Below are 17588 nucleotides of genomic sequence, written 5' to 3'. Positions count from 1 at the left end.
GATGCGCGCGTGGTATCCTTATCCGCTGTTCTCGATCGCCCTCTTCCTCATGTGGTTGTTGCTCAACCAGTCGGTGGCGCCCGGCTCGATCGTCCTCAGTCTCTTTCTGAGCACGCTGCTCGGCTGGGTAATGGTGAAGCTGCAGCCGAGCCAATCGCGCCTCCGCCGTCTGGGGCTTATGGCAGGCTTCGCACTTGCCGTCGCCGCCGACATCATTCGCTCCAATGTCGCGGTCGCGCGGATCATCCTGCGGCCCCGAGGCAAGCCGGCAAACACCGGTTTCATGACCGTCGATGTCGATCTTGAGAATGAGAACGCGCTGGCCCTGCTCGCCTGCATCCTGACCGCGACCCCCGGCACCGCCTGGCTCGAATACGACCGGCGCCAGAAGAGCTTGCTTCTGCATGTGCTCGATATCGACAACGAGGATCTCTGGCGGCGAACGGTCAAGCGCTACGAAGCGGGACTGAAGGAGATACTTGAATGACCGCGCTTGCAATCGTCTGGTCGATCCTGCTTGCGCAGGTCATGCTCGCCTTGGCGATGGCCTTCGCACTCTATCGGATCATCAAGGGGCCGCGCGCCCAGGACCGCATCCTCGGGCTCGATACGCTCTACATCAACGCGATGCTGATGCTGCTCGCCTTCGGCATTCGCACCGCCAACACGATCTATTTCGAGACGGCGCTGATCATCGCCCTGATCGGCTTCGCCTCCTCCATCGCCTTCGCGAAATTCCTCATGCGCGGCGAGGTGATCGAATGAACCATCTGACCGACCTGCCGCCGTGGGCGGCGATCTTGGTTTGCGGCTTGCTGCTTCTCGGAGCGGCGATGACGCTCATCGGCTCTCTGGGCCTGCTGCGTCTTCCGAGCTTCTACGACCGCCTGCACGCCCCGACGATCGCGACGAGCGGCGGCACGATCCTCATCTGCCTGGCCTCGATGCTCTGCTTCGCGGTGCTGCAGAGCCGCTGGATCTTCCACGAACTGCTGATCATCTTCTTCGTCACCGTGACGACGCCGGTGACGCTGATGCTGCTCGGCCAGGCGGCTCTTTATCGCGACCGCGTCAAGGAGCGGAGCGACGTTCCGCGCAAGCCGAAGCCGGCGGCGGAACCGGGGTCGGAATGAATTCGCTCTATTCGCGGCCGCGGAAGCGGCGCTGATAGGCCGGGTCGTAGAGAGAGCTCTCCCGGAAGTCCGATGCTTCCAGCCCCGGTCCGACGAAGATCAGCGCCGTGCGCTCGATCGGATCGACCGCAACCCTGGCGGCGATGTCGCCGAGCGTTCCGCGCACGACGCGTTCGTCCGGCCAGGAGGCCTTGACGACGATCGCCACCGGGCAATCGGCACCGTAGAGCGGCGTCAGTTCCTCGACCACGCGGTCGAGCGCATGAATCGCAAGATGGATCGCCAGCGTCGAGCCGGTGGCGCCGAATGCCGCAAGCGTCTCGCTGTACGGCATCGGTGAGGCGCGACCGGAGACCCGCGTCAGCACCAGGCTTTGCGCCACCGCCGGAATGGTCAATTCGCGGCCGAGCGTTGCCGCCGCGGCAGCGAAGGCCGGCACGCCCGGCGTCATCGTGTAGCCGATACCGTGCTTCTCCAGACGTCGGATCTGCTCGGCAACCGCACTCCAGACGGAAAGGTCGCCGGAATGCAGCCGCGCGACATCCTCCCCGGCTTCAGCCGCCCGGAGATATTCCGCCTCGATCTCGTCGAGCGACATCGGCGCCGTGTCGATGATGCGGGCGCCGGCCGGGCAATATTGGAGGAGCTCCGGCGAGACGATCGACCCGGCATAGAGGCAGACCGGGCAACGGCCGATCAGGTCCCTGCCCCTGACCGTGATGAGGTCTGCTGCGCCTGGTCCTGCGCCGATGAAATGAACCGTCATAGTCTATCCTCTTGAGAATTCAGGCCTTGACCCAGGACCATTGCGTCACCGGCATGGCCGGCCGCCAGCCCGTCATCGTGCCGACCGGGGACGCCCGGGCGATGTCGATCCGGATCAGCGAACCGCCGAGTCGGGCATGGTGGGCAAGCAGCACTGCTTCCATCTCCGTCGTCACGGCGTTCGCGACCAACCGGCCGCCGCAGGGAAGTGCTGCGATCGCCGCCTCCATGACACCGGCATCGCTGCCGCCGCCGCCGATGAAGATCGCATCCGGGCGACCGAGTCCCGAGAGCGCGTCCGGCGCCTGCCCGTCCACAACCGTCAGGCCGGGCACGCCGAAGCGGCCGGCATTGCGACCGATCCGCGCCGCCCGCTCGGGCGATGCTTCGATGGCGATCGCCCGCATCGCCGGATCGGCGAGCAGCCATTCGATGGCGATCGAGCCGGAGCCGGAGCCGACGTCCCAGAGAAGCTCGCCCTTGCGCGGTGCCAGCGCCGAGAGCGTCAGCGCCCTGACCTCGCGCTTGGTGATCTGGCCGTCATGCTCGAAGAGCGCATCGTCGAGGCCGCCGGCAAGTGGCAGGACGCGCGCGGCTGCATCGGCAACGACTTCGATGGCGCAGACGTTCAGGGAATGGACCTCCTCCAGTGCGAAGCTCGCTGCCACGTGCCGCGAGACGCGCTCGCCCTCGCCGCCAAGCGCTTCGAGAACGGTAAGCCGCGACTGACCGAAACCGCTTTCACACAGCAGCTCGGCAAGCGCCTTGGGACCGGTCTCATCGGAGGTCAGTGCCAGAACGCGGGCGCCCGGCTGCAGCAGCGGCCGAATGAGATCGAGCGGGCGGCCGTGCAGCGAGACGGTCGCCAACTCCTGCAGCGGCCATCCGAGCCGCGAGGCCGCCAGGCTGAAGGCCGAAGGCGCAGGGATCGTCCGCATCTCGCCGGCGTCGATACGGCGCGCCAGCGTGGCGCCGACACCGTAGAGGAACGGATCGCCGGAGGCGAGCACCACGACGGGACTCCCTCGCCTTGAAACGATTGCCTCGACCGATTTTTCGAAGGGGCTCTGCCAGACCTCGCTCTCGCCATTAATCAAGGACGCCGCGAGTTCGATGTGGCGGACGCCGCCAAAGATGACAGGCGCTGCCGCAATGAGGCGCTTGGCCTCGTCGCCAAGACCGGCTACACCATCTTCCCCGATACCGACAATGGTCAACCAGGGAGCGACAATGGCCGAGACGCCGTTCGACAAGTCAGCCACGGGCAGACCTCGCATCCTGATCCTCGGCGGCACGACGGAGGCGCGGCAGCTTGCCGGAAGCCTCGCGGCCGATGGGCGCTACGATGCGGCGATCTCGCTGGCCGGCCGCACCGCCGATCCGCGGCCGCAGCCATTGCCGACCCGCGCCGGCGGCTTCGGGGGTGCCGAAGGGCTGGCCGTTTTCCTGGAACTCGAGAAGGTTTCCCTGCTCGTCGATGCGACGCATCCCTTCGCCGCGCGTATTTCCCACAACGCGGCAGCCGCCGCGGCTGCAACGGGAACGCCGCTCTTCGCCCTGCGACGGCCCGCCTGGGACGCCCGGCCGGGCGACCGCTGGACGCGCGTCGCAAGCGTGGCCGAGGCGGTCTCCGCCCTTGGCGCGGCGCCGCGCCGCGTCTTCCTGGCCATCGGCCGACAGGAGGCCTTCCACTTCGAGAAGGCGCCGCAGCACAGCTACATCGTCCGCAGCGTCGACCCCGTGACGCCGCCGCTGAACCTTCCCGATGCCACCGCGATCCTGGCGCACGGCCCGTTCGCCGAGGCAGACGAGGCGACGCTCCTCGGAGAACATCATATCGATGTCATCGTTGCCAAGAACAGCGGCGGCACTGCTACCTACGGCAAGATCGCCGCGGCCCGGAAGCTCGGCCTCGATGTGGTGATGGTCGAGCGCCACAAGCCCGTCGACGTGCCGTCGGTCAGCAACTGCGATGAGGCGCTCGAACGCATCCATCAATGGCTTTCCCCGGTAAAGGACCGCGGCGTGTAGACGAGATCCGGCTTGCCGTCGCGGGCAACGATGCGCGTCTCCGGCGAACCGATGATCACGCAGGTCGCCATATCGGCGCGGTCCGGATCGGCTTCGCCGAGCGGCATGACCGCGATGCGCTCGTCCGGTCGCCCGGCCGCCCGGCCGAAGATCACCGGCACGCCGCCCGGCAGGACGTCGCGCAGGACCTCAAAGGCCTTCCCGAGCTGCCACGGCCGCGCCTTGCTGATCGGGTTGTAAAGGGCGATGACCAGCCCCGCTTGCGCAGCCAGCCGTAGCCGCCTGGTGATCACGTCCCACGGCTTCAGGTTATCCGAGAGCGACATGGCGCAAAAATCGTGGCCGAGCGGCGCGCCGATGCGCGCCGCCACCGCGAGCATGGCCGTGACGCCGGGCGTGATCACAAGATCGACTAGGCGCCATTCCTCCGGACCCTTGTCGATCGCCTCGCAGACGGCTGCTGCCATCGCAAAGATGCCCGGGTCGCCGCCGGAGACCACGCAGACATCGACGCCGGCGCTCGCGCGCATCAGCGCGGCTCTCGCCCGGTCCAGTTCCTCGCGGTTGTCGGAGGCGATGCGCCGTTGATCGGCCCTCAGGTGCAGGCGGTCGAGATAGGGACCATAACCGAAGAATTCGCTCGCAACCGCGATCGCATCCTGTGCCTCCGGCGTCATCTGCGCTGGATTGCCGGGGCCGGTGCCGACGATGAAGAGTTTTCCGGTCATGCTCTGTCCTTCGGGCCGGGCCTGTCCTTCCAGCCGGGAACAAGGACGAGCGAGAAATAGGGGGCGTCGTCGTCCGGCTTCTCGCCAAGCGGTACCATCGCCGCGTTCTTCATCGTGCCGCGTTCGACATAGACGGCAGCATCCAGCCTGCCTGCTGCCGCGAGCGCACGGCGGATCTTCGGCAGGTTGCGGCCGACTTTCATGATAACGGCGGCTTCGGTATCGGCGAGGCGGCGCTGTAGCTCGCCCTCGCCCATCGTGCCGGGAAGCACCGAAAGCACGTCGTCCCCTTGCACCAGCGGCAGGCCGGCAGCCGACCAGCAGCCGGACATCGCCGTAATACCGGGAATGACCTCGACCGGAAACCGGCCCGCGAGCCGCACATGCAGGTGCATGTAAGAGCCGTAGAAGAGCGGGTCACCCTCGCTCAATACGGCAACCGTGCGCCCCGCCTTGAGATGCAAGGCCACGGCTTCTGCGGAGGCATCGTAGAAGTCGGTGATCTGCCGTTTATAGGCTTCGTCGTCCTTGTCGATCTCGGTGGTCACCGGATAGTAGAGCGGCAGTTCCACCAGATCCTGCCTGAGAATACCTTCGACGACGGCGCGGCCGTTGCCGTTGCGCCCCGCCTTGGCGAAATAGGCGACGACATCCGCCTCGCCGAGCGCCCTGACCGCCTTCACGGTCAAAAGCTCCGGGTCGCCGGGGCCGGTCCCGACGCCGATCAGCCTGCCCCGCCCGCTCACAGGCCAGGCCTCGCGAGCGAGTTCAACGCCGCCGCCGTCATGGCGCTGCCGCCAAGCCGGCCCCGGACGATGGCAAAGGGCACCCCATAGGAATTCTCGGCGAGCGCATCCTTCGATTCCGCCGCGCCGACGAAGCCGACGGCCATGCCAAGGATCGCCGCCGGCTTCGGCGCGCCGTCGCGCAGCATTTCGAGAAGAAAGAAGAGCGCCGTCGGCGCATTGCCGATCGCAACGACCGAGCCGGCCATTCGCTTGCCCCAAAGCTTCAATGCCGCCGCCGAGCGCGTATTGCCGATCTCGGCCGCGATCTCCGCCGTGCGCGGATCGCGAAGCGTGCAGATCACCTCGTTGCCGGCCGGCAACCGCGCCCGGGTGACGCCATGGGCGACCATTTCCGCATCGCAGAAGATCGGGGCACCGCTTTTCAGAGCATTGCGTGCGGCAGAGACGAAATCGGGGGAGAACACGAACTGACGCGCCGCCTCCACGGAACCGCAGGCATGCACCATGCGCACCGCAAGATCGGCCTCTTCCTCCGAGAAGCCCGAAAGGTCGGCTTCCGTCCGGATGATCGCGAAGGAACGCTCGTAGATGGCGTTGCCATCGCGGATATAATCGTAGTCAGGCATGTCTATCCCTGTTCAAACGCGGCGACGATGCGCGCGGTCCCGAGCCGTGTAAGACAGGCGCGCGCCGATTCGCCAGCGTCTTTGTTCTCCCGCACCAGCGCGTTGAGGCCGGCCAGCGCGTTTCTTATTCCGTGTTCCTCCCTGTAGGCGCTCGGCGCGACGGAAGCAGTGCCATTTACGACAAGCGCATATCCTGATGGCGCACCGACAAGCGTCAGGGGAGAAGCGCTGGGCCTGGCGCATCCCTTGGCGCAGCCCGAGAGATGGACTGCGAGCGAGCCGTCGAGGAGGTCGGCGCCGACTTCGACCAATGATCTGGCCGCCGCCTTGGTGTCCATCAGCGCCGATGCGCAGGCAAGGCCGGCGCAGGTCGCGATATGATTGCGCGGATCGTCGGGGGCGACCAGGAAGCCTTGGGAAAGTGCGAGCCGCTGCGCGATAGCGGCCGCCGCGCTCGACAGGCCGAGGACAAGGATGCCATGGCGCGGCGCCAAGCGAATTTCCGTCGCGCCAAGTTCCTCGGCGCGGTGCAGAAAGGCAATGAGATCGGCACTGTCGGTCTGTGCAAAAGCAAGAGCGATACCGAGCACGATGCGCCCATCGCCGAAATCGTGAATGCCCGCCGGCAAGAAGGGCGAGCCCCCGCCGGCCGTCGGCAGCGCATCGCGATCGGCCGACAAGCGCTGCCGGATGCGATCCGCATCGAGGTCGCGGCCGCGCGCGGCCGCGCCTAGGGCATCGAGTTCCGCGAGAAGTTCCATCACCGCGGGGACAACCCGTTCCGTCTCCAGCAGCACAACGGGCCGTTCCGGACGCGCCGTGCCGCCGAGCGACAACAGCCAGCGTAGACCATCCTCGCTGTTCAACGCTTCAACACGCAGGTCGGCCGCAACATCCCGCAGGTGAAAGCGGCCACGCCCATCAATAACGATCGACAGTTTCGGCGCGAGCGTCAGCGCCGGACGCCGATCGGCAATCGCGGCGCGCAAGGCCGTGGCCAAGGGCCGAGGGTCGGCGATTTCGCTGGGATCAACTCCGGCAAGCGGCGGTGTTTCGATAGCGACCCCCTCGGCAACGGCAATTCCCGCCTCTCCGATCGCGGCTGCAAGGGCCGGAACGCTGGATGCAGTCAGGCCGCGGATCTGAAGGTTCCCCCGGGCGGTCACCTCGATGATGCCATTGCCGACGGCGGCGGCCGCTTCGGCCAGCGCTCTCAGCTCGGCGGGCGTCAAACCATCGGCCGCCGGACGCAGCCGCACGAGCAGACCGTCTCCCGTCTGCATCGGCGCTGCGAGCGACGGACAGGTGCCGCGGCGCATCGATGTGCCGGTCTCCTTCTGAGGCTTAGGCGCAGCGCAGCTCGTCATCGACTTCCATTTTCCTTGGGCAGCATTTGCGGCCTCACACTTGGTATCCGTGATAGAGCCTATATCACAGCCGCCTTCCTTGAGAGAGATCAAAGCCTGGCCAAGTCGTCGCCTGCGGATTTGTGCGCTTACTCGTCGAAATCCGCGCCCTTGCGCAGAAGATAGATGTCCATGATCCAGCCCATCCGCTCGCGCGCCTCGGCCCTCGCCCTCAGGATTTCTTCCCTTACGTCGGCGAGGCGCCCGGAGATGACGATCTCGTCCGGCGTGCCGAGATAGGCGCCCCAATAGATTTCCGCCTCCGGATCGTCGATCTTCTGGAAGGCCTGCTCACCGTCGAGCATCACGACCGAGGTCTCGCTGTTGTGCGGAAAGTTCTCGGCAAGCCGGCGGCCGGTGGTGATCTCCACGGGCTTGCCGACGAGGTTGAGCGGGATGCGATGGCTGGCGCAGAGAGCCTGGAGGCTGGTGATGCCGGGGATCACCTCGAAGTCGAACGCTACGCGGCCCCGTGCGCGAACCCTTTCGACGATGCGGATCGTGCTGTCGTAGAGCATCGGATCGCCCCAGACCAGGAAGGCGCCGGTCTTTCCCTCCGCAAGCTCGTCCTCGAGCATCGCCTCGTAAGTCTCGGAAATGCCGGCATGCCAGTCATCGACGCTTTCAACGTAGCTGCGCCCCTCGGTGCGGCGGACCGGCACGGCAAATTCGACGGTCCGGCTGTCGCTGCTCCTCACGTAGCGGCTACAGATATCCCGGCGCACCTCGGCAAGCTCTGTCTTCTTTGCTCCCTTGGTCGGGATGAACAGCACGTCGGCCCGGTTCAGCGCATTGATCGCCTGAACCGTGATGTGTTCGGGGTTGCCCGCTCCGATACCGATGACGAGGATATGTCGCATGCCGTCTCTCCCGCTACGCGCAGTGCATGTCGCCCAAAAGTGTGCAGCGGTTTTGGGGCACCGACATGCACAAAACAAATCCCTAAAGCGCGTCGCATGTTTGAGTGCGACGCGCATTAGACGCCAGTCTTTGGCGAATCGGGACCGGCGGCGCAAGGTCCAATGACGACAGGAGGCGCGACGACGGCGTCAGCAGGGCGCCGCGGCCTGCCGGTCGACGGCGAGAGGCGGATCGTCCGGCAGCCGCCAATCGATCGGATCGAGCCCGGTCGACTGCAGGAAGGCATTGGCTTTCGAGAAATGCTTGCAGCCGAGGAAGCCGGAATGCGCCGAGAGCGGCGACGGATGCGGCGCGGTCAGAACCAGATGCCGGGAACGGTCGACGAAGGCCGCCTTCTTCTGCGCATAGGAGCCCCAGAGCATGAAGACGACCGGCTGCGGCTGTTCGTTGACGACGCGGATAACCGCATCAGTAAAGCGTTCCCAGCCCTTGCCCTGATGCGAGGCCGCCCGGCCCCGTTCGACCGTCAGCACGCTGTTCAGGAGCAGCACCCCCTGGCGAGCCCAGCTTTCGAGGAAGCCGTGCCGGGCCGGCGGAATGCCGAGGTCGTCGCGAAGTTCCTTGTAGATGTTGACAAGCGACGGCGGCGTGCGCACGCCCGGCTGCACGCTGAAGCAAAGCCCGTGCGCCTGGCCGTCGCCGTGATAGGGATCCTGGCCGAGGATCACGACCCGGACCTTGTCGAGCGGCGTCAGATCGAGCGCCCGGAAATACTCGCTGCCTTTCGGAAAGATCTGCCTGCCCTGATGCTTCTCGTCCCGGAGAAAGCGCTTGAGATCGGCCATGTAGGCATGACGGAACTCCGGCGTCAGAACGGTCTTCCAGCTTTCCTCCAGCCTGATCGTCGCATCCATGGATATTTACCTCGCTTCGTTCCGCTCCGGAAATTTAGACCCTTGCGCGATCGTCGCAAGCACCCGCGCCGGGTCTGCCGCTTTCATTCACCGCTTTGATTACCCCTCTTGCAGAGCATTGTATTTCTTTGGATATAGCGCTAACCAAGACAAGGAACCGTTATATTCTGAAAGATATCACGAGAGAGATGGAGGCAGGCGTGATGAAAGGACGGAGGGAGTGGCTGAAGCGTTTAGGGCTTTCGGGCCTGACGCTGGCGCTCGGCGTGGCTTTGGCTGGCATGGCTTTCGCGCCGGCTAAAGCCGCGGAAAAGGTAACGGTATTCGCTGCGGCAAGCCTGAAAAACGCGCTCGACGCGATCAACGCCAACTGGAAAGAGGAAACCGGCAAGGAGACGACCGCCTCCTACGCCGCCAGCTCGGCGCTTGCAAAGCAGATCGAACAAGGCGCCCCGGCCGATATTTTCATCTCGGCCGATCTCGCCTGGATGGACCACCTTGCCGACAAGAAGCTGATCAAGGCCGGCACCCGCTCCAACCTGCTCGGCAACCGCATCGTCCTCGTTTCCGCCAAGGCGGATGCCGGTCCTGTCGAGGTCAAGCCGGGCCTGGACCTCGCCAGCCTCATCGGCGACGGGCGCCTGGCGATGGGTGCTGTCGACTCCGTTCCCGCCGGCAAATACGGCAAGGCGGCACTCGAGAAACTCGGCATATGGGCGACGGTCGCCGAGAAGGTCGCAGGCGCCGAAAGCGTACGCGCCGCCCTGCTTCTCGTTTCGCGCGGCGAAGCACCTTATGGCATCGTCTACCGGACCGACGCGGCCGCCGATCCGGGCGTGAAGGTGGTCGGGACCTTCCCCGAGGACAGCCATCCGCCGATCATCTACCCGATCGCGATCATCACAGACAGCAAGAACCCGGACGCGACCGCCTATCTCGAATTCGTCAAGTCGCCCAAGGCCGCGGCGCTTTTCGAGGCACAAGGCTTCATCGCCCTCGAATAGGCGCCGCCGGCCGTCGAGCGGGCACAACGTGTTCGCGTCGTTCGCTTAGTCCGAGCGACGCTGTAAATGCGGGAGCAAGAACTTGGACTGGATGGCGCTCAGCGACGCGGAGTGGACGGCCGTTCGGTTGAGCCTGCGGGTGGCGACTGTCGCGATGCTTTCGAGCCTGCCGGTTGCACTTCTCGCCGCCATGGCATTGGCACGCGGTCGCTTCTGGGGCAGGTCGATCCTGAACGGCCTCGTCCACATGCCGCTTATCCTGCCACCGGTGGTTACCGGCTTCGTGCTGCTCATCCTGTTTGGGCGGCGCGGGCCAATCGGCGCTTTTCTCGCCGAGAACTTCGGGCTTGTCTTTTCCTTTCGCTGGACGGGCGCGGCACTCGCCTGCGCCGTGATGGGCTTTCCGCTGATGGTCCGCAGCATCCGGCTGTCGATCGAAGCGGTCGACCGCAAGCTCGAGGATGCCGCCGCGACGCTCGGAGCAAGTCCTGCCTGGGTGTTCCTGACCGTGACCCTACCGCTGATTCTGCCCGGAATCGTCGCCGGCATGATCCTTTCCTTCGCCAAGGCGATGGGCGAGTTCGGCGCGACGATCACCTTCGTCTCCAACATCCCGGGCGAAACGCAGACGCTTTCGGCGGCGATCTACAGCTTCACCCAGGTTCCCGGCGGCGACGCGGGCGCCATGCGCCTCGCTCTCATTTCGATCGTTATCTCGATGGCGGCGCTGATGCTGTCTGAGTTTCTCGCCGCAGCCGCCGCGCGACGGACGGTCGCCGCATGAGCCTCGAGGTCGAAACGCGTCACCGGATCGGCTCCTTCGAGATCGACGCCGCGTTCCGCTCGGAGGGCGGCGTGACGGCGCTTTTCGGCCGATCCGGCTCTGGCAAGACCTCGTTGATCAACATCGTCGCCGGGCTTCTGAGGCCCGATGCCGGCCGCGTCGTGCTCGACGGAGACGTGATCGCCGACAGCGAAAAGCGGCTCTTCACCCCCGTCCACCGCCGCCGCTTCGGCTACGTCTTCCAGGAGGCCCGGCTCTTTCCCCATTTGAGCGTCCGCAAGAACCTCGCCTATGGGCGCTGGTTCGCCGCAGCGGGAAAATCCGCCTCCGAATTCGCCAAGGTCGTCGATATGCTCGGCATCGGCGATCTGCTCGAGCGGCGCCCCTCGACACTCTCGGGCGGCGAGCGCCAGCGCGTCGCCGTCGGCCGGGCGCTGCTTGCCGCACCGCGGCTGCTCCTTATGGACGAACCGCTCGCCGCGCTCGATGAGGCGAGAAAGGCGGAGATCCTTCCCTATCTGGAGCGGCTTCGCGACGAGACGAAGATCCCGATCGTCTATGTCAGCCATTCCGTCGCGGAGGTGGCTCGGCTGGCGGAGCGCGTGGTGGTGATCGATAACGGCCGGGTCAAGGCGTCCGGCGCGGCCGCCGCCATTCTCAGCCGGCCGGCGGCCGCGCTCGAGCGGCGGGAGGCAGGATCGTTGGTCGAGGGCGTGGTCGACGGCCACGATGCCGACCACAACCTGACGGTGGTGCGTGCCGGCGAATGCCTGATCCGCATACCGCATCTGGTGACGGCGCCGGGCCAGCGGCTCCGCCTCTACATTGCCGGGCGCGACGTAATGCTCGCCACCGCGAAGCCGGAAGGGATCAGCGCCCTCAACATTCTTCCGGGAACGATCGTCGATCTTTCGAAGGCCCAGGAAGGCAGCGTCGACGTGCGCATCGATTGCGGCGGCAACATCATCGTCGCCCGCATCACCGGCCTCTCCTGCGAGGTGCTCGGACTCGAGCCGGGCAAGCCCGTTCACGCGATCATCAAGACCGTGGCGCTGGATTATTAGATCGGGATGAAATCGCACGGCATCACCCTTGAGGGACTTGCCCCTCCCCAACCCCTCCCCACAAGGGGGAGGGACTTAACCCGCCGCTCCCGGCTCGCGCCATCTTGATCCTTTTCATCAGGCACAAGGGTCGGAAATAGCGCGGGCCATCGCCGCACGCTCTTAGCCCCTCCCCCTTGTGGGGAGGGGTTGGCGAGGGGTGACATCTGCACGGGCCGCCTCGAGCCAGCCGAGGTCGTCGGAGATCGCGGCGCGGGCCTTTTCCTCCATCGTCCGAAAGCGCTCGATCAGCGCCTCCCCGAAAGCGGTGAGCGCGGCGCCGCCGCCCTGCCTGCCGCCGCGCTGCGACTCGACCGCAGGCTCACTGAACATGCGATTGAGCGCATCGACCAGCAGCCAGGCGCGCCGGTAGGACATGTCCATGGCGCGACCGGCCGCCGAGATCGACCCGGTTTCGCGGATCAGCTCAAGCAGCAGGATCTTGCCGCGCCCGAGGCGATCCTCGGGCGGGAAGTCGATGCGCAGGACGGGACGAAGCTTGGTGTCGGCTTTGGGCATGCACCTGAACATAGAGGCGCAAGCGGATGTCGGAAAGACCTTCGCTCAGAGGCTCATGCCGCCATCGACGACATGCACATGGCCGGTTGTATAGGCCGAGACGTCGCTGGCGAGGTAGACGGCGAGCGCGGCGATTTCCTCCGGCGTGCCGAGCCGGCCCATCGGCTGGCGGGCGATGAAGGCGGCGCGCGCCTCCTCGTAATTGCCCTGCGCCCGCATTCGCTCCTCGAGCGATGGCGATTGCACGGTGCCCGGAGCAATCGCATTGCAGCGAATGCCTTTGCCGATGTAATCGATCGCCACCGACTTGGTGAGGCCGATGACAGCCGCCTTGCTGGCGGAGTAGGCGAAGCGGTTCGGCACGCCCATCGGCACGCCTGCGACCGACGACATGTTGATGATCGAGCCGCCGCCCCTTTCGAGCATGCCCGGCAGGAAGGCGCGGATCATCCGGAACATCGATTTGACGTTGAGGTCGAAGGCGAAATCATAGTCCTTCTCGCTCGCTTCCAGGATCGTACCGGCATGGACGAACCCGGCGCAGTTGAAAAGGACGTCGACCGCACCGGTGCGCGCCCCAAACTCGGCGATTGCCGCTTCGCTCAAGACGTCGAGCTTTGCCACCTCCATGCCAACGGCTGCCAGTTCGGCGAGCTTCTCCTCGTTGATGTCGGTCGCGACGACAGACGCCCCTTCCCGGCTGAACGCCTCGGCCGCCGCGCGGCCGATACCCTGTGCTGCGGCCGTGATCACAGCACGCTTGCCTGCAAGAAGTCCGCTCATTTTCTGCCTCATCGATCCGGTATGATTTGTTGGCGTTCGCCTGCTCTGCGGCCCCGCACTCGTTCTCAACAGACATCGAAGCCTGCCGGCCTGTCAAGCAGGTAGATCGTATTTTTATCGGAAAAAGACAGATCACCTGCACGACGATAGAGCTGTGCATGACGGGCCGGAGCGGTCTCGTGCTGGCTTGATCCCGGCGGCCGAAAAATGCAGCGATAAATGACTGCCCCCGCCCTTCTGCGAGAAACGCGATGCCCGGCCCCGCCCTCGATCTCGTCACCACCGACCCATCGCTGCCGCGCAAAGCGGATGTCGTCATCGTCGGGGGCGGTATCATCGGCGTCAGCACGGCGCTTTTTCTGGCCGAGCGCGGCGTCCGTGTCGTGCTCTGCGAAAAAGGCGTGCTTGCCGGCGAGCAATCGAGCCGCAACTGGGGCTGGGTGCGGGTCATGGGCCGCGATCGCCGCGAGATCCCGCTGGCGATGGCCTCGCTGAATATCTGGGACACGCTCGATGCCCGCGTCGGCGGCGAGACCGGATTTCGCCGCAGCGGCATCCTCTATGTCTCCGAGACCGAGCAGGATATCGCCAACCGCGATGCCTGGCTGGCGCTTGCCAAACCGCATGGTGTCGATAGTCGGCAGATCGGTGCGGAGGAGACCCAGGCGGTGATGGCCGGCGCCGCAATCCGCTACAAGGGGGCGCTTTATACACCGAGCGACGGCCGGGCCGAGCCGCAGAAGGCGGTTCCGGCGATCGCGGCCGGCGCGCGCCGCGCCGGTGCGACGATCGTCACCGGTTGCGCCGTGCGCGGCATCGAAAAAAGCGGTGGGCGGTTGAGCGCCGTCGTCACCGAGAACGGCCGCATCGAAACGGCGACGGTGGTGCTCGCCGGCGGCGCCTGGTCGCGCCTCTTCTGCAAGGGGCTCGGCATCCGCCTCCCGCAACTGAAGGTGCGCAACACGGTGCTCAGGACCGCGCCGGTCGACGGTGGGCCGGACGGCGCCGGCGCAACGGGAAGCTATGCCTATCGGGAGCGCCTCGACGGCGGCTATACGATCGCCACCGCCGGTGTGAACCTGCATCCGCTCGTCCCCGACAGCTGGCTTTTTTTCGCGACTTCCGGCCGGTGCGGAAGGCCGACCCGGACTCGGTCCAGGTGGGCCTCAGTGCCCAGAGCTGGCGCGAACTGTTCGAGATCACGCCCGTTCCGCTCGACCGCCCGGGTGCCTTCGAGCGGCAGCGTATCCTCGATCCGAAACCGGACCCCCGCTCCGTTCTGGCCGCCCTTGAAGCAGCAAGACGCGCGCTGCCGGCGCTGCGGCAGGTCGGACCGGTGCAGATCTGGGCCGGGCTGATCGATGTCACGCCCGATGCGGTGCCGGTCATTTCCCATGCGGAAGCTGTGCCTGGCCTCCTGATCGCTACCGGCTTCTCCGGCCACGGCTTCGGTATCGGGCCTGGTGCCGGACATCTCGTGGCCGACCTTGTCACGGGTGACAGGCCGCTCGTCGATCCCACCGAATTTCGCCTGTCGCGATTCTCGGACGGCACGCCGATCGAGATAGCACCGCCCGTCTAAGCGCGGTTTTCAGTCCACTGCCTCAGGCCGATTGCGCAAGAAAATTACGCGCCGCCGGGGCACCGTCACGGCTCCGCGATCTGTCCGGCGCAGGCACCGGCACGAATCTGTCTTTCTTCGTCCGGACGCCCGTCCGACCGCCGAAAATCCTTCATCAAACCCCGAACTCGTGGCAGTCTGTGGCTGTAACCCTTTGGGAGAATGAGGGTTGTCGAGGACCTGCACGGCCCGAGGCGTAGAGGCGCCCCGGGCAATTTCCGATGGTCATCGACGTCGCACGACCGCGAGACCATTCGCTCAGCGGTTGACAAGTGTGCGATGCGCAATCCGGAAGGGAGGCCGGAACCCGCATGGATGAATTCAGCCGCCTCAGTCTGCATGTCCCCGAACCGGCCGTCCGGCCGGGCGATCAGCCCGATTTCTCCAATGTCAAGATTCCGAAGGCTGGTTCCGTGCCGCGGCCGGAGGTCGACGTGGAACCGGAAGCGATCCGCGATCTTGCCTACTCGATCATCCGGGTGCTGAACCGCGAGGGCGAGGCTGTCGGTGCCTGGGCCGGGCTCCTCTCGGACGAGGAATTGCTGACCGGTCTTCGGCACATGATGCTGCTCAGGGCCTTCGACGCCCGCATGCTGATGGCCCAGCGTCAGGGCAAGACATCCTTCTACATGCAGCATCTTGGCGAGGAGGCAGTGAGCTGCGCCTTCAGAAGAGCGCTTCGCAAGGGCGACATGAATTTTCCGACCTATCGCCAGGCGGGGCTGCTGATCGCCGACGACTATCCGATGGTCGACATGATGAACCAGATCTTCTCGAACGAGCTGGATCCCTGCCACGGGCGGCAGTTGCCGGTCATGTACACCTCCAAGGAGCACGGCTTCTTCACCATTTCCGGCAATCTCGCCACGCAATATGTCCAGGCGGTCGGCTGGGCGATGGCCTCGGCCATCAAGAACGACACAAGGATCGCCGCCGGCTGGATCGGCGACGGTTCGACGGCCGAATCGGATTTCCATTCGGCGCTGGTCTTCGCCTCCACCTATAAGGCGCCGGTCATCCTCAACATCGTCAACAACCAGTGGGCGATCTCCACCTTCCAGGGCATCGCCCGCGGCGGCTCCGGCACCTTCGCGGCCCGCGGCCTCGGCTTCGGCATTCCGGCGCTGCGCGTCGACGGCAACGACTATCTCGCCGTCTACGCGGTCGCCCGCTGGGCGGCCGAGCGGGCGCGGCGCAATCTCGGTCCGACGCTGATCGAATACGTGACCTATCGCGTCGGCGCCCATTCGACCTCCGACGATCCGAGCGCCTACCGGCCGAAGACGGAATCGGAGGCCTGGCCGCTCGGCGATCCGGTGCTCAGGCTGAAGAAGCACCTGATCGTGCGCGGCGCCTGGTCGGAGGAGCGCCACGCCCAGGCCGAGGCGGAGATCATGGACCAGGTCATCCAGGCGCAGAAGGAAGCCGAGAGCCACGGGACGCTGCATGCCGGCGGCAGGCCGTCGGTGCGCGACATTTTCGAGGGCGTCTATGCCGAGATGCCGCCGCATATCCGCCGCCAGCGGCAGAAGGCAGGGTACTGAGATGGCCAGAATGACAATGATCGAAGCGGTGCGCAGCGCCATGGACGTCTCGATGGGGCGCGACGAGGATGTCGTCGTCTTCGGCGAGGATGTCGGCTATTTCGGCGGCGTCTTCCGCTGCACCCAGGGACTGCAGGCGAAATACGGCAAGACCCGCTGTTTCGACGCGCCGATCAGCGAATCCGGCATCGTCGGCACCGCCATCGGCATGGCAGCCTATGGACTGAAGCCCTGCGTCGAAATCCAGTTCGCCGACTACATGTATCCGGCCTATGACCAGCTCACCCAGGAGGCGGCCCGCATCCGCTACCGCTCGAACGGCGACTTCACCTGTCCGATCGTGGTGCGCATGCCGACCGGCGGCGGCATCTTCGGCGGCCAGACCCACAGCCAGAGCCCGGAAGCGCTGTTCACCCATGTCTGCGGCCTGAAGGTCATCGTGCCGTCGAACCCCTATGACGCCAAGGGGCTGCTGATCTCGGCGATCGAGGATCCGGACCCGGTGATGTTCCTGGAGCCGAAGCGGCTCTACAACGGCCCTTTCGACGGCCATCACGAGCGCCCGGTGACCCCGTGGTCGAAGCACGAGCTCGGCGACGTGCCGGAGGGGCACTATGCGATCCCGATCGGCAAGGCGGAGATACGCCGCAAGGGTTCGGCGGTGACCGTGATCGCCTATGGAACCATGGTGCATGTGGCGCTCGCGGCCGCCGAGGAAACCGGCATCGACGCGGAAATCATCGATCTGCGCAGCCTCCTGCCGCTCGACCTCGAAACGATCGTGCAGTCGGTCGGAAAGACCGGCCGCTGCGTCGTCGTGCATGAGGCGACGCTGACCTCGGGCTTCGGGGGCGAGCTCGTCGCTCTCGTTCAGGAGCACTGCTTCTACCAGCTGGAAGCCCCGGTCATTCGGGTGACCGGCTGGGATACGCCCTATCCGCATGCCCAGGAATGGGACTATTTCCCGGGTCCGGCGCGCGTCGGCCGCGCGCTTACCGAAGCGATGGAGGCGTAAGG

Annotated in this window: 19 protein-coding genes and 1 pseudogene; 10 read left to right on the top strand and 10 right to left on the bottom strand. The window is 65.8% G+C overall.

The window, feature by feature from the left end; all coding sequences use genetic code 11:
* Position 1: 1 nt before the first annotated feature.
* From AU381_RS18800 to mnhG, 3 genes are read left to right on the top strand one after another with little or no spacing between them, the layout of a single operon-like run.
* A complete protein-coding gene (locus AU381_RS18800; protein ID WP_064243264.1) occupies positions 2-487 on the top strand; it encodes a Na+/H+ antiporter subunit E in 486 nt (161 codons plus the stop codon).
* Positions 484-765: a K+/H+ antiporter subunit F gene (locus tag AU381_RS18795; RefSeq protein ID WP_064243263.1), complete on the top strand. Its 282-nt coding sequence runs from the start codon at positions 484-486 to the stop codon at positions 763-765. Before AU381_RS18800 ends, AU381_RS18795 begins: the two co-directional genes overlap by 4 nt.
* Complete coding sequence (gene mnhG / locus AU381_RS18790; RefSeq protein ID WP_064243262.1) at positions 762-1133, top strand: monovalent cation/H(+) antiporter subunit G; 372 nt, start codon at positions 762-764, stop codon at positions 1131-1133. The genes AU381_RS18795 and mnhG overlap by 4 nt, the downstream gene beginning before the upstream one ends.
* A gap of 7 nt (positions 1134-1140) precedes the next feature.
* On the opposite strand, the gene cobM is transcribed toward mnhG, so the two are convergent.
* Both cobM and AU381_RS18780 read right to left on the bottom strand, forming a co-directional pair.
* On the bottom strand, positions 1141-1899 hold the full coding sequence (gene cobM / locus AU381_RS18785; protein WP_064243261.1) for a precorrin-4 C(11)-methyltransferase: 759 nt from the start codon (positions 1897-1899) through the stop codon (positions 1141-1143).
* Positions 1900-1918: 19 nt separating this feature from the next.
* A complete protein-coding gene (locus AU381_RS18780; RefSeq protein WP_064243260.1) occupies positions 1919-3175 on the bottom strand; it encodes a bifunctional cobalt-precorrin-7 (C(5))-methyltransferase/cobalt-precorrin-6B (C(15))-methyltransferase in 1257 nt (418 codons plus the stop codon).
* Between AU381_RS18780 and AU381_RS18775 the strand changes: the two genes are divergently transcribed.
* Entirely contained in the window at positions 3129-3929 is an 801-nt protein-coding gene (locus AU381_RS18775) for a cobalt-precorrin-6A reductase (RefSeq protein ID WP_064243457.1), read from the top strand. The two genes, AU381_RS18780 and AU381_RS18775, sit on opposite strands and share 47 nt — an antisense overlap.
* Here AU381_RS18775 and AU381_RS18770 read toward each other — a convergent pair.
* The 6 genes from AU381_RS18770 to ung form a co-directional block, all read right to left on the bottom strand.
* Positions 3893-4657 carry a precorrin-3B C(17)-methyltransferase gene (locus AU381_RS18770; RefSeq protein ID WP_064243259.1) on the bottom strand — a complete coding sequence of 255 codons (765 nt, stop codon included), beginning with the start codon at positions 4655-4657 and terminating at the stop codon, positions 3893-3895. The genes AU381_RS18775 and AU381_RS18770 overlap by 37 nt on opposite strands.
* A complete protein-coding gene (locus AU381_RS18765) occupies positions 4654-5403 on the bottom strand; it encodes a precorrin-2 C(20)-methyltransferase (protein ID WP_064243258.1) in 750 nt (249 codons plus the stop codon). Before AU381_RS18765 ends, AU381_RS18770 begins: the two co-directional genes overlap by 4 nt.
* A complete protein-coding gene (locus AU381_RS18760; protein WP_064243257.1) occupies positions 5400-6032 on the bottom strand; it encodes a precorrin-8X methylmutase in 633 nt (210 codons plus the stop codon). The genes AU381_RS18765 and AU381_RS18760 overlap by 4 nt, the downstream gene beginning before the upstream one ends.
* 2 nt (positions 6033-6034) lie before the next feature.
* Positions 6035-7399 (bottom strand): precorrin-3B synthase, encoded by a 1365-nt coding sequence (gene cobG / locus AU381_RS18755; RefSeq protein ID WP_064243256.1) that lies wholly within the window; start codon positions 7397-7399, stop codon positions 6035-6037.
* A 128-nt stretch (positions 7400-7527) separates the two neighbouring features.
* Positions 7528-8298 (bottom strand): precorrin-6A synthase (deacetylating), encoded by a 771-nt coding sequence (gene cobF, locus AU381_RS18750; protein WP_064243255.1) that lies wholly within the window; start codon positions 8296-8298, stop codon positions 7528-7530.
* Between the two features lie 189 nt (positions 8299-8487).
* Positions 8488-9213 carry a uracil-DNA glycosylase gene (gene ung, locus AU381_RS18745; protein ID WP_064243254.1) on the bottom strand — a complete coding sequence of 242 codons (726 nt, stop codon included), beginning with the start codon at positions 9211-9213 and terminating at the stop codon, positions 8488-8490.
* 203 nt (positions 9214-9416) lie between these two features.
* Here ung and modA point away from each other — a divergent pair, with 203 nt between their 5' ends.
* From modA to modC, 3 genes are all read left to right on the top strand, one after another.
* Complete coding sequence (gene modA, locus AU381_RS18740; protein ID WP_064243456.1) at positions 9417-10217, top strand: molybdate ABC transporter substrate-binding protein; 801 nt, start codon at positions 9417-9419, stop codon at positions 10215-10217.
* 91 nt (positions 10218-10308) lie between these two features.
* Positions 10309-11001: a molybdate ABC transporter permease subunit gene (gene modB, locus AU381_RS18735; protein WP_162273440.1), complete on the top strand. Its 693-nt coding sequence runs from the start codon at positions 10309-10311 to the stop codon at positions 10999-11001.
* Complete coding sequence (modC, locus tag AU381_RS18730) at positions 10998-12065, top strand: molybdenum ABC transporter ATP-binding protein (protein ID WP_064243252.1); 1068 nt, start codon at positions 10998-11000, stop codon at positions 12063-12065. The genes modB and modC overlap by 4 nt, the downstream gene beginning before the upstream one ends.
* 162 nt (positions 12066-12227) lie before the next feature.
* Here the strand turns inward: modC and AU381_RS18725 are convergent, their stop codons facing one another.
* The gene (locus tag AU381_RS18725) at positions 12228-12623 is read right to left on the bottom strand and encodes a winged helix-turn-helix domain-containing protein (RefSeq protein ID WP_064243455.1); all 396 of its coding nucleotides are present in this window, start codon (positions 12621-12623) and stop codon (positions 12228-12230) included.
* A 45-nt stretch (positions 12624-12668) separates the two neighbouring features.
* On the bottom strand, positions 12669-13406 hold the full coding sequence (locus AU381_RS18720; RefSeq protein ID WP_064243251.1) for an SDR family oxidoreductase: 738 nt from the start codon (positions 13404-13406) through the stop codon (positions 12669-12671).
* Between the two features lie 251 nt (positions 13407-13657).
* Between AU381_RS18720 and AU381_RS18715 the strand changes: the two are divergent.
* The 3 genes and pseudogenes from AU381_RS18715 to AU381_RS18705 all read left to right on the top strand — a co-directional run bounded on the left by AU381_RS18715 (position 13658) and on the right by AU381_RS18705 (position 17586).
* A pseudogene (locus AU381_RS18715) lies at positions 13658-14988 on the top strand (NAD(P)/FAD-dependent oxidoreductase).
* Between the two features lie 350 nt (positions 14989-15338).
* Complete coding sequence (locus AU381_RS18710; RefSeq protein ID WP_064243250.1) at positions 15339-16571, top strand: 3-methyl-2-oxobutanoate dehydrogenase (2-methylpropanoyl-transferring) subunit alpha; 1233 nt, start codon at positions 15339-15341, stop codon at positions 16569-16571.
* A gap of 1 nt (position 16572) precedes the next feature.
* Positions 16573-17586: an alpha-ketoacid dehydrogenase subunit beta gene (locus tag AU381_RS18705; protein ID WP_064243249.1), complete on the top strand. Its 1014-nt coding sequence runs from the start codon at positions 16573-16575 to the stop codon at positions 17584-17586.
* Positions 17587-17588: the final 2 nt, after the last annotated feature.

It is taken from the genome of Sinorhizobium glycinis (assembly GCF_001651865.1).
In the GTDB taxonomy this organism is placed as follows: Bacteria; Pseudomonadota; Alphaproteobacteria; order Rhizobiales; family Rhizobiaceae; genus Sinorhizobium; species Sinorhizobium glycinis.
This window is presented reverse-complemented; position numbering and strand designations above follow the sequence as displayed.

Coding starts and splice junctions, on each gene's coding strand:
- AU381_RS18800 (WP_064243264.1), top strand. CDS start 2: ATGCGCGCGTGGTATCCTTATCCGCTGTTCTCGATCGCCCTCTTCCTC.
- AU381_RS18795 (WP_064243263.1), top strand. CDS start 484: ATGACCGCGCTTGCAATCGTCTGGTCGATCCTGCTTGCGCAGGTCATG.
- mnhG (WP_064243262.1), top strand. CDS start 762: ATGAACCATCTGACCGACCTGCCGCCGTGGGCGGCGATCTTGGTTTGC.
- cobM (WP_064243261.1), bottom strand. CDS start 1,899: ATGACGGTTCATTTCATCGGCGCAGGACCAGGCGCAGCAGACCTCATC.
- AU381_RS18775 (WP_064243457.1), top strand. CDS start 3,129: ATGGCCGAGACGCCGTTCGACAAGTCAGCCACGGGCAGACCTCGCATC.
- AU381_RS18780 (WP_064243260.1), bottom strand. CDS start 3,175: ATGCGAGGTCTGCCCGTGGCTGACTTGTCGAACGGCGTCTCGGCCATT.
- AU381_RS18770 (WP_064243259.1), bottom strand. CDS start 4,657: ATGACCGGAAAACTCTTCATCGTCGGCACCGGCCCCGGCAATCCAGCG.
- AU381_RS18760 (WP_064243257.1), bottom strand. CDS start 6,032: ATGCCTGACTACGATTATATCCGCGATGGCAACGCCATCTACGAGCGT.
- cobG (WP_064243256.1), bottom strand. CDS start 7,399: ATGACGAGCTGCGCTGCGCCTAAGCCTCAGAAGGAGACCGGCACATCG.
- cobF (WP_064243255.1), bottom strand. CDS start 8,298: ATGCGACATATCCTCGTCATCGGTATCGGAGCGGGCAACCCCGAACAC.
- ung (WP_064243254.1), bottom strand. CDS start 9,213: ATGGATGCGACGATCAGGCTGGAGGAAAGCTGGAAGACCGTTCTGACG.
- modA (WP_064243456.1), top strand. CDS start 9,417: ATGAAAGGACGGAGGGAGTGGCTGAAGCGTTTAGGGCTTTCGGGCCTG.
- modB (WP_162273440.1), top strand. CDS start 10,309: ATGGCGCTCAGCGACGCGGAGTGGACGGCCGTTCGGTTGAGCCTGCGG.
- modC (WP_064243252.1), top strand. CDS start 10,998: ATGAGCCTCGAGGTCGAAACGCGTCACCGGATCGGCTCCTTCGAGATC.
- AU381_RS18725 (WP_064243455.1), bottom strand. CDS start 12,623: ATGCCCAAAGCCGACACCAAGCTTCGTCCCGTCCTGCGCATCGACTTC.
- AU381_RS18720 (WP_064243251.1), bottom strand. CDS start 13,406: ATGAGCGGACTTCTTGCAGGCAAGCGTGCTGTGATCACGGCCGCAGCA.
- AU381_RS18710 (WP_064243250.1), top strand. CDS start 15,339: ATGGATGAATTCAGCCGCCTCAGTCTGCATGTCCCCGAACCGGCCGTC.
- AU381_RS18705 (WP_064243249.1), top strand. CDS start 16,573: ATGGCCAGAATGACAATGATCGAAGCGGTGCGCAGCGCCATGGACGTC.